Source organism: Ruegeria sp. CDSC054 (assembly GCF_059610645.1).
In genome coordinates, this window is record NZ_JBXWOA010000006.1 from 144,085 (window position 1) to 158,740 (window position 14,656).

The following is a 14,656-nucleotide window of genomic DNA, read 5'->3' on the forward strand; positions in this document are numbered from 1 at the left end:
TCCGCTAAAGGATTTTAAGTGCTGCCCGGCATAATAGGGCGACGCGAGCGGGTTGAAAGACTTGGATAAAAAATTGGCTCAGCACGAAGACGCAAGTGGCGACCGGCCCGAGACGCCTGTCCGCCGCCGGTCACGCCGTCGTATCGCCGCGCGCTGGAGCATCGGAACCTTGTTTTTAATGTGCCTGCTGGTCGGAGCGGGCTGGTTCTTTTTGATCGGAAAACAGCTGCACGCGCCGGAATGGGTCACACAGAAAGTAGAAGCGCGTCTGGAACGCAGCCTTGGCGGTCTTAAATTCACCTTTGGGGACGCCAGCTTTATCGTAAACGAAAAGTGGCGCCCGCGTATCCGATTGACGGATGTGACCATCAGCGATGCGGCGGGGCGTCAGATCGTTCAGATTTCGGATTTGCGGACACGCCTGTCGATGCGTGAATTGCTGCGCGGCAAGATCAGACCGCGGCGGATCACTATGCTGGGTGCGCAGATTGCTTTGACCCGTGGTGAGGACGGTGCGCTGTCGCTGACAGTGGGGTCGGGCAGTGCCCCGGTGCAAAAGGCCCCGACGCTGGCACAGCTTATCGAGGAATCGGATGATGTGTTCCTGTCCCCGTTTCTGTCAGGTTTGCGGGCGGTCGATCTGGAATCGTTGACGCTGGACTATCAGGATCTGCGGCTGGGGCGGGCCTGGGTGTTTGACGGCGGGCATATCTCGATCATCCGGGACGGGGATGAAATGCGGCTAGCGACCGGGTTTTCGGTTCTGACCGGGCGCGACTACGCCAGCACGATTGAGGCGAACTATACCAGCGTGCTTGGTACCCCCCAGGCGAGTTTTGGGGTTTCGATCACCGATCTTCCCTCGGAAGACATTGCCACCCAAAGCGTTGCACTGGCTTGGTTGCAGGTGCTCAATGCTCCGATTTCTGGCGCGTTAAGGGGCAGTGTAGATGGGCAGGCCGCGCTGGGTCCGCTTTTTGCGACGTTGAACCTGGGCGAGGGCGTCCTGCAGCCTAGACCCGAGACGCGCCCGATCGGGTTCGAATCCGCGCGCGCTTACTTCACCTATGATCCCGCGCGTCATGTTCTGGAATTCAACGAGGCCTCGGTCGTGTCCGACGTGGGGGCCGTGCAGGCCGAAGGCAAAGCCTATTTGAACGGGGTCGAAAACGGTGTTCTTGAAAGCCTGACGTCACAGCTGACCCTGAACAGTATCGATATCTACCCCGGTGGTCTGTTCCCGGAATCGCTGGAAACGGCGCGGGCGGATGTGGATTTTCAACTCAAGCTTGCGCCGTTCGAGCTGCAGCTGGGGCAGTTGACGATCACGGATGCCCTGCACGAATTGCACGCAACGGGCAGGTTGATCGGCCAGCCCGACGGTTGGGATGCCGCGTTTGATGCGCAACTGGACAAGATGGGGTCTGAGAACCTGTTGCGATACTGGCCCGAAAGACTGGCGCCGAACCCGCGGAAATGGGTGTCGGAAAACCTGTTCGAAGGTCAGTTTTCAGATGTGGAGTTTTCACTACGCTTGCATCCGGGCAGTAAGCCGGACCTCTATCTGGGCCTTGGGTTCGATGAGGCCAAGATCAGGTTTGCCAAAACCTTGCCGCTGATCCAGGACGGGCGGGGCCGGCTTAGCCTGCTGAAAGATCGCTTTACCGTCACGGCTGAAAAAGGGGTTATCATCGCCGATCAGGGTGGCGCGGTGGATGCCTCGGGAACCTCGTTCATCATCCCGGATACAACTGCCAAGGGCGGAACACCGGCGATTGCTCGGATCGAGGCGCGCGGCAGCGTCGAGGCCGCCTTGTCGCTGCTGGACCGACCACCACTAAGCCTGATGTCTAAAGCCAACTTGCCGGTCGATCTGGCGGCTGGTGACGTAAGCTTGTCAGGCACTTTGTCATTGCCGCTGAAAAAGGGGCTGAAGTTTCACGACACCGAATTCCACTACACCGGTGAAATCGACAATGTGCAAAGCGACAAACTTGTGCCTGACTATTCCGTCAGCGCTGACCTTTTGAACCTGTCCGGCAATCAGACCGAGGTGAAGATCGACGGCTACGGCTTATTCGGCCAAGTGCCGATGCAGGTCGCGTGGCGCCAGCCCATTGGCGGAGACGGGCCTCAACGCAGCGAACTGACGGGCCAGATCGAACTGTCGCCGTTGCTGATGAACGAGCTGAAGGTGCCGCTGCCGCCGGGCATGCTGACTGGAAAAGGCACAGCGGATATCACCGTTGGAATCGGCGCGGATGAACCGGTCACACTCTCTGCGACCTCGGACCTCGCCGGGGTCGGAATGGCGATTCCTGAACTTGGCTGGCGCAAAGGGACAACTGCGACTGGTAAAATGACACTGGACGCCACGATGGGTGAAAAGCCCAAGGTGGATGATCTGACGCTTGATGTCGCGGGGCTGCGCACTAAAGCCTCGATCTTCTTCCGGGACGGGGGTGCCTTTGACCGGATACGGTTCAGTTCGTTTGATCTGGGCAACTGGCTGGCGGTGCCAGCCGAATTGATCAACACCGGCGGACCTGTCCCCAATATCGTCGTCCAGGGCGGTGTCATGAATCTGGGTCGCGCAACCTTTGGCGCGGGCGGTGGCGGAGGAGGAGGGTCAGGCCCCGGTCCAAGGATCGATGTTCTGTTGGACCGCCTGCAGGTGACCGAAGACATTGCACTGACCGGGTTCCGGGGCGCGTTTCAAACCACAGGCGGGGTGAACGGCACCTTTACGGCAAATGTAAACGGCGGCACGGCGGTCAGCGGCCAGGTGAGCCCGCGCGACAGCGGTAGCGCCGTGAACATAAAGTCGAAGGACGCAGGTGCCGTCCTGCGGTCAGCTGGTGTGATCACCCAGGCACGTGGCGGCAGTTTGGATCTGCAACTGGAACCGGTCAGCGCGCCGGGGAATTATGATGTGATCCTCAAAATACTAAACACACGCATTACCGATGCACCGGCAATGGCCGCACTGTTAGACGCGATCAGTCTTGTTGGTCTTTTGGACGAGATGACCGGGCAGGGGATTTTTTTCGCGACCATCGATAGCCGCATGCGGATCACTCCGACCGAAATCAAAGTTCTCAGCGGCAGTGCCGTTGGCCCGTCTATCGGCTTGTCCTTTGACGGCACGATCGACACGGTTGCGGGCATGCTGAACCTGCGTGGCGCAATCTCTCCGATCTATCTGGTGAACGCGATCGGAAGTGTGTTTACGAAAAAAGGCGAGGGGGTCATCGGGTTCAACTACAGCCTGACCGGGCCGCTTACGAAACCAAAGGTTTCCGTAAATCCGCTGTCTGGCCTTGCGCCCCTGTTCCTACGAAATTTGCTGCGCGCACCGGCCCCGACTGTATCAGATGGCCCCAATGCGCTGCCGAGAAAGCCGGATGAGCCCAAAAAGACCTTTGGCTCTCCACCACGGGACAATTGACCCGGATGGGCTGTTGCTGATTCCGATGTGGAATTGTATGGCGCGACTATGAAACTCAGCGATTTTGATTTCCATCTGCCTGAAGACCGGATTGCCACACGTCCTGCCAGCCCGCGCTCAACCGCGCGCCTGTTGGTGGCCGATGGTGACGTGATCTCGGATGCGCATGTCTTTGATCTGCCCGACTGGCTGCAGCCCGGCGACCGTTTGGTGCTGAACGACACGCGCGTCATCCCTGCGCGCCTGAACGGGCGGCGCCATCGCGACAGTGCACAAGGGCCGGTGTCTGCCGCGATCGAAGCCACATTGTTGGACCCGCAGGCTGATGGCACATGGGCGGCCCTGATCAAACCGCTGAAGAAAGTGAAGCTGGGCGAAGACATTCAGTTCTCGGATCAACTGAGCGCCACGCTGGAGCGGGTTGAGGACGGGCAAGCCTATCTGCGGTTCAATCTGTCGGGCGATGATTTTGATGCTGCTCTGGAACAGGCCGGTGCAATGCCTCTGCCGCCCTACATCGCCGCCAAGCGGCCTGCGGATGAGCAGGACAAGACGGATTACCAGACAATCTGGGCCCGCAATTCCGGTGCAGTTGCCGCCCCGACGGCGTCGCTGCATTTTGATGAGGCGTTGATGCAGGCGCTGGGCGCGCGCGGCGTCGCAGTCACTCATGTCACGCTGCATGTGGGCGCGGGCACATTTCTGCCGGTCAAAGTCGAGGACGTGACGACCCACAAGATGCACGCCGAATGGGGCAGTGTCAGCGCCGTCGCCGCGCAAGAGATCCGCGAGACCAAAGCCGAAGGGGGCAGGGTCATCCCGGTGGGCACAACGGCGTTACGGCTGATCGAAAGCGCCAGCCGGTCAGGCCAGATCGAACCATGGGAAGGTGAGACCGATATCTTCATATATCCCGGCTTTCAGTTCCACGTGACCGACGCGTTGATGACCAATTTCCACCTGCCAAAATCCACCTTGTTGATGCTGGTGTCGGCCCTGATGGGGCAGGAGCGAATGCGGAAGATGTACGCGCATGCGATTGAACAGAAATACCGGTTCTTCTCTTACGGCGATGCGTCGCTTTTGATCCCGTAAGGGACGTGTTGTCGGGATCGAATCTCTTCAATGTTGTAGACAAGCATGACCAAAGCCGTTTTTGATTGCAAAACGGTGTCACAGTCTTGGTCGGAATTTTTCGGAGGCCCCAATGATTCAGGTCCTTTCCAGCGCATGGGCGCTATTGCTTGGTATGGGCCTGTTGATGGTCGGAAACGGCCTTCAGGGGACAATTCTGGGTGTCCGGGGCGAGATCGAGGGGTTTTCGACCCTTCAGATGTCATTCGTGATGTCGGCCTATTTCGTCGGTTTCCTGGGTGGATCACGTCTTGCGCCTGAAATGATCCGACGGGTTGGTCATGTGCGGGTCTTCGCCGCGCTGGCATCGTTCATTTCTGCCGTGATGATCATGTATCCGTTGATGACCGACCCGGTTATCTGGATTCTGGGCCGTGTCGTGATCGGGTTCTGTTTCTCCGGAGTGTACGTCACTGCGGAAAGCTGGCTCAACAATGCAGCCAGCAACGAGAACCGTGGGCAGGCGCTGTCTCTTTACATGATCTTCCAGATGACAGGCATCATCAGCGCACAAGGTTTGGTTCTTTTGGGCGATCCGGCCGGGTTCGATACCTTTGTAATCGCCTCCATTCTGGTTTCGGTCTCTTTTGCGCCAATTCTCTTGTCGATCTCACCGACACCTGCGTTTGACACAACCAAACCGATGACTTTGCGCGAATTGTTCGGATATTCGCCCTTGGGCTGTGTTGGCATGTTTCTTCTGGGTGGCGTGTTCTCTGCACAGTTCGGGATGGCGTCGGTATACGGTGCCCGCGCGGGTCTGACACTGGTTGAGATTTCGACTTTTATTGCCGCATTCTATATTGGCGCTCTGGTTTTGCAGTATCCATTGGGATGGATGTCCGACCGCATGGATCGCCGTTTCCTGATCATGCTTGTTGCAGGGGTCGGCAGCTGCGCGGCGGTTGTGGGCTTGGTGTTCGGTGTGACGTTTCCAATCCTGCTGGGCGCGGCCTTTGTGATCGGCGGTATGTCGAACCCTCTGTATTCACTGCTGATTGCGCACGCGAATGACTTTCTGGAACACGAAGACATGGCCGCAGCGTCAGGGGGTCTCTTGTTCATCAACGGCATGGGGGCCATTGCGGGCCCGTTGATCACCGGTTGGCTCATGGGGGATGCGGTCTTTGGACCTCCGGGCTTTTTCCTTTTCATCGCAATACTGCTGGTCGTTATGGCGGGCTATGCGCTTTACCGTATGACCCAGCGCGCGGCGATCCCGGTCGACGAAACAGGCACCATGTCGCCGCTCTATCCAACGGCGTCCCCAGTTGTGATGGAATTGGCGCAGGAGTTGGCCATCGAGGCCGCAGAAGCCGAGCAGGAAACGCAAGATGTTGCCTAGAACACGAATTTATGTCGCAAGTGTTGCAATAATTTACTGTTACAATTCTGTAAAACACACTTAAATGAATTTAAGTCCCTTGGGGGGGAAACACGACGGAGTTAAGGGCATGGCAAGTCCTGAAGATGTACTGAGTTTTTGGTTAGATGAAGTTGGTCCCAAGGGTTGGTATCTGCAGGATGACGCATTGGATGCAGAAATCCGCGACAGGTTCCTGACCACATGGGAGGCTGCGAGTGAAGGCAAGTTCTCTCTCTGGCTGACCTATCCCAGCGGTGCATTGGCGTACATCATCCTGATGGATCAGTTTCCACGCAACATGTTCCGAGGAAGCGCTGAGGCCTTCGCCTCAGACCGCGCGGCGTTGTCAGCAGCGAAATGTGCGGTGGACAAAGGGTGGGATATGAAGATCGACGAACCGGCCCGCCAGTTCTTTTATCTTCCATTGATGCATTCGGAAAACCTGTGTGACCAGGAACGCTGTGTGCGCCTGATGTGTCAAAACATGACCGATGGCGACGACGGCAACCTATTGCACGCAAGGGCGCATCGCGAAGTGATCCGCAAGTTCGGTCGGTTCCCATACCGCAACGACGCTCTCTCGCGCCCAATGACCGAGCACGAGGCCGCCTATGTCGACATGGGCGGATATGGCGCGACCGTGCGCGAGCTGCAGACAGCCGGCTAGGACGCCGGCTCGCAGCCTCGGATTGCAATGATCCGGTCGGCGACAATGTCGGCCGAATTTTCAATTGCAGTGTTGATTAACTGGTCCGGGGCCTCGGTCAAATCGGCTATTCTCGCCTGTGAAGCTTGCAGGTTATTCTCTAAATCATTCAGCTTTTCCAAAGCTTCAGACAGTTTTCGGGCGGTGGCACTATCGGTTGCTGTTCCGCTAAGCTGAAGGGATGACAGGTCGCTGCGCAATGCCGTCAGTTCACCGCGTATCCCTTGAATGTCTTCCTTCAGGGGCGCTACGATCTGGACCTTCTCGGCAAACTTGACGGTAATGTCGTCGACTGTAGAAGCCAGCTTCCATCCCAGAAACAGGCATAGTGCAATCAGGATAAGCGTTGCATTCAGCACGGCGAGCAACAGATCTTTAAGCGTTTTGGCCATGGTAAGCCTTTCGAATGACTTGGGTTTCACAAAGTCCGGACAGGCCCGGTGCGTATCTTCTAGCCATAGGTTCACGCGCGGTATAGGCTGAAAACAGCGCATACCGCGCCAGTTTACCCTGCGTCTGTTTTGTCGCGGGAGCAATATGTTGATGCATTCAGGAGATTAGTTTAATGGTAAACTAATTTCTGAATCGACCTGCGCCGAGAGGGAAACATGGCAGCACAATCTTTTGATCTGATCGTAATTGGCGCCGGTCCCGGTGGCTACGTGGCCGCTATCCGTGCGGCTCAGCTGGGCCTGAAGACCGCCGTGGTCGAACGCGAGCATTTGGGCGGTATCTGTCTGAACTGGGGCTGTATCCCGACCAAGGCGTTGCTGCGAACGTCCGAAGTGTTCCATCTGATGGAGCGAGCCAAGGATTTCGGCCTGAGCGCTGACAAGATTGGCTTTGATCTGGATGCGGTCGTCAAGCGTTCGCGCGGCGTTGCAGCTCAGCTGTCGGGCGGCATCGGTCATTTGTTGAAAAAGAACAAAGTTACCGTGGTCATGGGCGCGGCAACGATCCCTGCTAAAGGCAAGGTCACCGTCAAAACCGACAAGGGTACCGAGGAACTGACCGCCAAGAACATCGTTCTGGCCACCGGTGCGCGGGCGCGGGAACTGCCCGGATTGGAAGCGGATGGCGATCTTGTTTGGACCTACAAGCACGCACTCCAGCCGCCGCGGATGCCAAAAAAACTGTTGGTGATCGGGTCTGGCGCAATCGGAATCGAATTCGCCAGCTTCTATAATACGTTGGGCGCAGACACGACCGTGGTCGAGGTTATGGACCGGGTCCTGCCGGTCGAGGACGCAGAAATCAGCGCGCTGGCCAAGAAGGCCTTTACCAAACAAGGCATGACCATCATGGAAAAGGCGATGGTCAAGCAACTGGACCGCGCCAAGGGTAAGGTCACCGCGCATATTGAGGTTAAGGGCAAGGTCGAAAAGCACGACTTCGACACCGTAATCTCGGCCGTGGGGATTGTTGGAAACGTTGAAAACCTTGGGCTCGAGGCCTTGGGCGTCAAGATTGACCGCACCCATGTCGTCACGGATGAATTCTGCCGCACAGGTGTTGATGGCCTTTATGCCATCGGTGATATCGCAGGCGCGCCCTGGCTGGCGCACAAAGCCAGCCATGAAGGTGTTATGGTTGCCGAGCTGATCGCTGGCAAACACGCACATCCGGTGAAGCCCGAGAGCATAGCCGGGTGCACATACTGTCAGCCGCAGGTGGCGTCAGTTGGGTACTCTGAGGCGAAGGCCAAAGAACTGGGCTATGACATCAAGGTCGGTCGGTTCCCCTTCATCGGCAACGGCAAAGCCATTGCACTGGGCGAGCCCGAGGGCCTGATAAAGACAATCTTTGACGCAAAAACCGGTGAGCTGCTGGGTGCGCACATGATCGGCGCAGAAGTCACCGAGTTGATTCAGGGTTACGTCGTGGGACGCCAGCTGGAAACCACCGAAGAGGACCTGATGAACACCGTCTTCCCGCATCCAACCCTGTCTGAAATGATGCATGAAAGTGTGTTGGACGCTTACGGACGCGTAATTCACATGTAACAGGGGCCTAACCCCAGAAAAAAGGCACCGCGAATTAGGCGGTGCCTTTTTTGTTTACTTGTTCAAAGCATCCAGAATGCGCGCCCACGAGCGAATACCCTTGTGGAAACTTTTCACGTCATATTTTTCGTTCGGTGAGTGGATGGCGTCGTCGTCATTGGCATAGCCAACCAGCATCGAGTCCAATCCAAGAACCGAATCGAAATAGCCAACCACCGGGATCGAGCCGCCCATGCCGGTAAAGACAGCTTCCCGGTCCCATTCATCCGACAACGCGCCGCGCGCGGCTTCGAATTCCGGCCGGTCGAGGTTCATGACCGACGCGGGCGAACCTTCGAGGTCGTTGTCCCAGACAACTTTCGCGTCGGGCGACAGGCGATCTTCGACATGTTTACGGACCTTGTCGCGCAGGGCATCGGGGTCCATGTCGCCGACCAGGCGGCAGGTGATCTTGCAATGTGCTTCGGACGGGATCACGGTTTTTGATCCCGCGCCATTGTAGCCACCCCACAAACCGTTTACTTCCAGTGTTGGACGCGCCCATTGCTGTTCCAATGTGGAATAGCCCTTTTCACCATGGGGTTGCGAATAGCCAACCGAGTTCAGGTATTCCGCCTCATCAAAACCGCAGTTTTCCCATTGGCGCAGTTGCTCGGCGGGCACTTCGTGTACACCTTCGTAAAATCCGTCAACGGCCACGCGACCGGTTTCGTCATCGTAGAACGAGGCGACGATCTTCGACATCTCACGCAGCGGATTCAAGCCCGGGCCGCCATAGTGGCCGGAATGCAGATCGATGCGTGGGCCGATGATAGTGAACTCATCCTTGAGCATGCCGCGCAATTGCGAGGCGATGGAGGGCACCCCACGCGAGACCATCGAGGTGTCGCAAACCAGCGCAAGATCGGCTTTCAATTCGTCTTTGTTGGCTTCGAGGAACGGCACCAACGAGGGTGAGCCGGATTCTTCTTCGCCTTCGAAGAAGAACGTGATGCGGCAGGGCAGGGATCCGTGAATTGCTTTCCACGCACGGCAAGCTTCGACAAAGGTCATCAACTGGCCTTTGTCATCCGACGAGCCGCGACCGCGGATGACCTGACCGTTGTCAGTATCTTCCAGCGCTGGGTCGAACGGGTCGCGGTTCCAAAGCTCCAGAGGATCAACAGGTTGCACGTCGTAGTGGCCATAAAACAGAACATGCGGGCCGTCGCTGCCCTCGCCCACGTGGCCAACGACCATCGGGTGACCCGGGGTTTCGCGTTTTTCGGCCGTAATGCCGATGCTCTGCAGGTCTGTGACCAGCCAGTCGGCGGCCTGATCAACCTGCTCTTTGTAGGCCGGGTCGGTCGAAATCGATGGGATGCGCAGAAATTCCATCAAACGGTCGATGGACGTGGACAGATCGGTGTCGATCCTGCTCAGAACAGCGTCTAGTGACATGGGCCTCTCCTGAATGGCGTGAACTGGTGCGGAACCTATCAGCACCGGCGGTGCCGTCCAGTGCGTATCGACGGGATTTGGGGTATACTATCGGAAACGGGACATGTGACTTTGGAACGCCTGCGTCGTTTCCTCGCGTCTGATGGCCGTAACTTTACTTGTCCCGTGGCAAGATCAGGGATAATTGATGCAAATCAATGTCGCGACTCCGGCAATGCCGCTACTCAAGGCATTCAAGGGGAAGCAAACCGCAGAGACAGAATGTATGGTCATCTGGGGGAGTAACGGGTTCGGCAACCAGCAGGTCAATGCCGGGCACAGAAGGAGAAACCGGTGGACTATACTGCTCAGCTCGATTCAGCGATTGCCAGGCTGCATGACGAAGGTCGTTACCGGACCTTTATTGATATCGAACGCCAGAACGGTCATTTCCCGCATGCTGTACGGACGCGTCCGGACGGCTCGCAGCAGAATATCACGGTGTGGTGTGGAAACGACTATCTGGGTATGGGCCAGAACCCGGTTGTTCTGAATGCTATGCATGATGCCGTTGATGCTGCCGGTGCAGGTTCCGGCGGAACGCGCAACATTTCGGGCACCACTGTCTATCACAAGCAACTTGAAGCTGAGTTGGCGGATTTGCACGGTAAAGAAGCGGCGTTGCTGTTCACCAGCGCGTACATCGCCAATGACGCGACGCTCAGCACGTTGCCCAAGCTGTTCCCGGGCCTGATCATTTATTCTGACGCGCTGAACCATGCCTCGATGATTGAAGGCGTGCGCCGCAATGGCGGCGACAAGCGAATCTTCCGTCACAACGACGTCGCGCATCTGCGCGAGCTGCTTGAGGCCGACGATCCTGCGACACCCAAACTGATCGCTTTCGAGTCGGTATATTCGATGGACGGCGATTTCGGCCCGATCGAAGAGATCTGCGACCTGGCAGATGAATTTGGCGCGCTGACCTATATCGACGAGGTGCACGCGGTCGGCATGTACGGTCCCCGTGGTGGAGGCGTGACCGAACGTGATCGCTTGGCGCATCGCATCGACATCATCAACGGAACATTGGCCAAGGCTTATGGCGTGATGGGGGGCTATATCGCCGCCAGTGAGAAAATGTGTGACGCTGTGCGTTCTTACGCGCCGGGTTTCATCTTCACGACATCGTTGCCGCCGGCCGTTGCCGCAGGTGCTGCCGCATCTGTCGCCTATCTGAAGGGTGCGTCGGAATTGCGCGAGCAGCACCAGACTCAGGCCAAGGTGCTCAAGCTGCGACTGAAAGGGATGGGTCTGCCGCTGATTGATCACGGCAGCCACATTGTACCGGTGATCGTTGGCAATCCGGTGCACACCAAGATCCTTAGCGATAAGCTGTTGGATGACCATGGAATCTACGTCCAGCCCATCAACTTCCCGACCGTGCCGCGTGGTACGGAACGCCTGCGTTTTACCCCGTCACCGGTCCACGGACCGGGTGAAATGAACCGACTGATCCATGCGATGGACGAACTTTGGTCACATTGTGCGCTAAATCGCGCCGAACTTGCAGGATAACCTCACGCCAAAGTGTGCAATGCATTTGTCGCGTGTTAAGCTTACGCTAACAAAAGAGACGCACGAATCGTTAGGTAGGCGATTCGCCGTTGGCGTGTAACACGCGTAAGGCAGAATGGGGCAGCAGGAATGATTGGGCGCAGATCACAGCGCGATTCCGAACAAGACACGGACGTCCGGCCAAAGGGCTTTGACGACTATGAGGTGCGGCTTGGCGACAGGATGCGCGGCGAACGCGCGACGATGGGCAAGTCTCTTCTGGATGTTCAGCGCGAACTGCGGATCAAGGCCAACTACATCGCTGCCATTGAAGACGCTGATCCTGATGCGTTTGACACACCCGGCTTCATCGCCGGGTATGTGCGTTCTTATGCGCGCTATCTGGGCATGAACCCGGATGATACTTTTGCCACCTTCTGCGCCGAGAGCGGCTTCGAAGTTGCCCATGGTATGTCAGCCGAGGCTTCGGTTGTGCGCAAACCATCCGGCGGGTTGCCCGCGCGGGGTCCGATGGGGCGCGATCCGTTCATCTCGCCGAATACACCTTACATCCCAGGCAGGGAATCTCTGGTCAGCCAGATCGAACCCCGTGCCATTGGCTCGTCTCTGGTTCTGCTGGCGGTAATTGGCGGCATTGGCTACGGCGGCTGGGCCGTCTTGAACAAAATCCAGCAGGTACAAGTAAGCCCGGTTGAACAAGCCCCGGTGGTTCTGTCCGATCTCGACCCGTTGGATGCAGCCCGCGCTCCGGTAGAAGTTGCCGAAGCCGCAGATGCCACCGCACCGACCCCTGAGGCGCTGGATCGTCTTTATCGCCCACAGGCGCTGGATGTTCCGGTTCTTGTGGCACGTGACGCTCCGATTGCTACGCTGGACCCGCGTACCGTGGGTACGTTCCGTCCACCAGAGGCACCACGGATTGAAGTGGCCGAGGTGCACACAGTTGAACGCCTCGCATTGCCGCAGGTAGTCGAGCAGGTTGATACCGCGCTCAAAATTGTTGCCGTTGCACCATCTTGGATGCGTATTCGCGCCGCAGATGGGAGCGTCCTATTCGAAGGTACGCTAGGCACAGTCGAGCAGGGCAACACATTCGAGATTCCTCTGACCGAAGAACCGCCGCAGCTGCGCGCAGGGGCTTCGGGTTCGGTATACTTCTCGATGAATGGTGAGCATTTTGGACCGGTTGGCGCGCCGGGCACAGTGACCAAAGGTGTTCTGCTGTCCAAAGACGCGGTTGCCGAACGCTATGAGGTTGCCGATCTGGAAGCCGAACAGAATAGCGCCCTCAAACAATTGGTGGCCGAACTTCAGGCGGAAGTACCTGAAACGCCGGCTGAGTGATCTGGCCATTGCGGTGGCCGGGTAGGCGGACTATTTAAAGACGCAACTCAGGCAGCTCTGGATCCGTCCTCATGTCCCTTAATCATGTCCGCCCGTGGCGAAACATTTATCGCCGCAAATCCCGCCAGATCATGGTCGGGAATGTTCCGGTCGGGGGCGACGCGCCCATTGCTGTTCAGACCATGACCAATACGCTGACAACAGACGTTGCTGGGACCGTTGCGCAGGTTCAAGCCGCCGCCGAAGCGGGCGCTGATATTGTGCGCGTGTCCGTCCCAGATGAGGCGTCATCGAAGGCGTTGAAAGAGATTGTGCGCGAAAGCCCGGTTCCCATCGTGGCCGACATCCACTTTCACTACCGTCGGGGCATCGAAGCTGCCGAAGCGGGGGCTGCATGTCTGCGCATCAATCCAGGCAATATCGGCGATGAAAAGCGTGTGAAGGAAGTCATCAACGCCGCGCGCGACCACAATTGCTCGATCCGGATCGGGGTAAACGCGGGCAGTCTGGAAAAGCACCTGCTTGAGAAATATGGCGAACCATGTCCCGAGGCGATGGTCGAAAGCGGGTTGGAGCATATTCGCATCCTGCAGGACAACGACTTTCACGAATTCAAGATCAGCGTGAAGGCCAGCGACGTCTTTCTGTCCGCAGCGGCCTATCAGGGCATTGCCGAGGCCACGGATGCGCCGATCCACCTAGGCATCACCGAAGCTGGCGGACTGGTGTCTGGCACCATCAAATCGGCCATCGGGCTGGGTAATCTGCTGTGGATGGGCATCGGCGACACGATCCGTGTCAGCCTGTCCGCTGACCCGGTCGAAGAGGTAAAGGTGGGCTTTGAGATCCTGAAATCTCTGGGCCTGCGCCATCGCGGCGTGAACATAATCTCGTGCCCGTCCTGCGCGCGGCAGGGCTTTGACGTGATCAAAGCGGTCGAGGCGCTGGAGCAGCGGCTAGAACACATCAAGACCCCGATGAGCCTGTCCATCATCGGTTGCGTCGTGAATGGCCCGGGCGAGGCTTTGATGACCGATGTCGGCTTTACCGGCGGCGGGGCAGGGTCCGGCATGGTTTATCTGGCAGGTAAGGCCAGCCACAAAATGTCGAACGATCAGATGATCGATCACATCGTGGAAGAGGTCGAAAAGAAAGCGGCCGAGATTGATGCGGCTCAGGAAGCTGCCGAGTAGCACGCATTACCAACCCTCACCTACGGTGACGCACAAGTCTAACCGCTTATCGTCCGCATGATCTTTGTGCAATTTGCCCGAGCGGCCATTATTTTGCCAGAATTGACCGAGAAATAGGCCCTCGAATTGAGTAGTTTAAGGGCGTTGTTGCATGAAGTTTCTTGCCGGTGTAGCCACAGTTTCTTGTCTTGTCCTGACGGCCTGCAGCAGCGGCTCAGGGTACTTGGATCGCTACCCTAGGGATGTGAATGTTCCAATACCATCCAACGTCGCTCAAACCCAATTGCGATACCTGTCTGCTGATCTCGCGGCGAGTACGGATGGTAGCACTGTCGAAGGCATTATCGTTACCCTGTCAGTTGGAGGCCAAGGAAGGCCGCCCAAGGAGACACCGCAGGTGCTGGCCGATCCGAACCTAGCCGCTCGAGTTGCAGTTTCTCTTTGGGATGGAAGTGATCCTCATGC

Annotated in this window: 10 protein-coding genes; 8 read left to right on the forward strand and 2 right to left on the reverse strand. The window is 57.5% G+C overall.

Annotated features, from left to right (window positions below):
• Positions 1-61 precede the first annotated feature (61 nt).
• The 4 genes from AC2FGC_RS13905 to AC2FGC_RS13920 all read left to right on the forward strand — a co-directional run bounded on the left by AC2FGC_RS13905 (position 62) and on the right by AC2FGC_RS13920 (position 6,615).
• Positions 62-3,448 (forward strand): YhdP family protein, encoded by a 3,387-nt coding sequence (locus AC2FGC_RS13905; protein ID WP_496723343.1) that lies wholly within the window; start codon positions 62-64, stop codon positions 3,446-3,448.
• A gap of 48 nt (positions 3,449-3,496) precedes the next feature.
• Positions 3,497-4,543 carry a tRNA preQ1(34) S-adenosylmethionine ribosyltransferase-isomerase QueA gene (gene queA, locus AC2FGC_RS13910; RefSeq protein WP_496723341.1) on the forward strand — a complete coding sequence of 349 codons (1,047 nt, stop codon included), beginning with the start codon at positions 3,497-3,499 and terminating at the stop codon, positions 4,541-4,543.
• A 112-nt stretch (positions 4,544-4,655) separates the two neighbouring features.
• Positions 4,656-5,927, forward strand: a complete 1,272-nt coding sequence (locus tag AC2FGC_RS13915; RefSeq protein WP_496723339.1) for an MFS transporter — start codon at positions 4,656-4,658, stop codon at positions 5,925-5,927.
• A gap of 109 nt (positions 5,928-6,036) precedes the next feature.
• A complete protein-coding gene (locus AC2FGC_RS13920; RefSeq protein ID WP_058273984.1) occupies positions 6,037-6,615 on the forward strand; it encodes a DUF924 family protein in 579 nt (192 codons plus the stop codon).
• On the opposite strand, the gene AC2FGC_RS13925 is transcribed toward AC2FGC_RS13920, so the two are convergent.
• Complete coding sequence (locus tag AC2FGC_RS13925; RefSeq protein WP_496723337.1) at positions 6,612-7,046, reverse strand: hypothetical protein; 435 nt, start codon at positions 7,044-7,046, stop codon at positions 6,612-6,614. The two genes, AC2FGC_RS13920 and AC2FGC_RS13925, sit on opposite strands and share 4 nt — an antisense overlap.
• 216 nt (positions 7,047-7,262) lie before the next feature.
• Here AC2FGC_RS13925 and lpdA point away from each other — a divergent pair, with 216 nt between their 5' ends.
• Positions 7,263-8,657 carry a dihydrolipoyl dehydrogenase gene (gene lpdA / locus AC2FGC_RS13930; protein WP_496723335.1) on the forward strand — a complete coding sequence of 465 codons (1,395 nt, stop codon included), beginning with the start codon at positions 7,263-7,265 and terminating at the stop codon, positions 8,655-8,657.
• Between the two features lie 54 nt (positions 8,658-8,711).
• Here lpdA and AC2FGC_RS13935 read toward each other — a convergent pair whose 3' ends face one another.
• Positions 8,712-10,097: a dipeptidase gene (locus AC2FGC_RS13935; protein ID WP_496782641.1), complete on the reverse strand. Its 1,386-nt coding sequence runs from the start codon at positions 10,095-10,097 to the stop codon at positions 8,712-8,714.
• A 333-nt stretch (positions 10,098-10,430) separates the two neighbouring features.
• Here AC2FGC_RS13935 and hemA point away from each other — a divergent pair, with 333 nt between their 5' ends.
• The 3 genes from hemA to ispG all read left to right on the forward strand — a co-directional run bounded on the left by hemA (position 10,431) and on the right by ispG (position 14,191).
• Complete coding sequence (gene hemA, locus AC2FGC_RS13940; protein ID WP_496723331.1) at positions 10,431-11,654, forward strand: 5-aminolevulinate synthase; 1,224 nt, start codon at positions 10,431-10,433, stop codon at positions 11,652-11,654.
• A 129-nt stretch (positions 11,655-11,783) separates the two neighbouring features.
• A complete protein-coding gene (locus AC2FGC_RS13945) occupies positions 11,784-12,998 on the forward strand; it encodes a helix-turn-helix domain-containing protein (protein WP_496723329.1) in 1,215 nt (404 codons plus the stop codon).
• A 71-nt stretch (positions 12,999-13,069) separates the two neighbouring features.
• A complete protein-coding gene (ispG, locus tag AC2FGC_RS13950) occupies positions 13,070-14,191 on the forward strand; it encodes a flavodoxin-dependent (E)-4-hydroxy-3-methylbut-2-enyl-diphosphate synthase (RefSeq protein ID WP_496723327.1) in 1,122 nt (373 codons plus the stop codon).
• Positions 14,192-14,656: the final 465 nt, after the last annotated feature.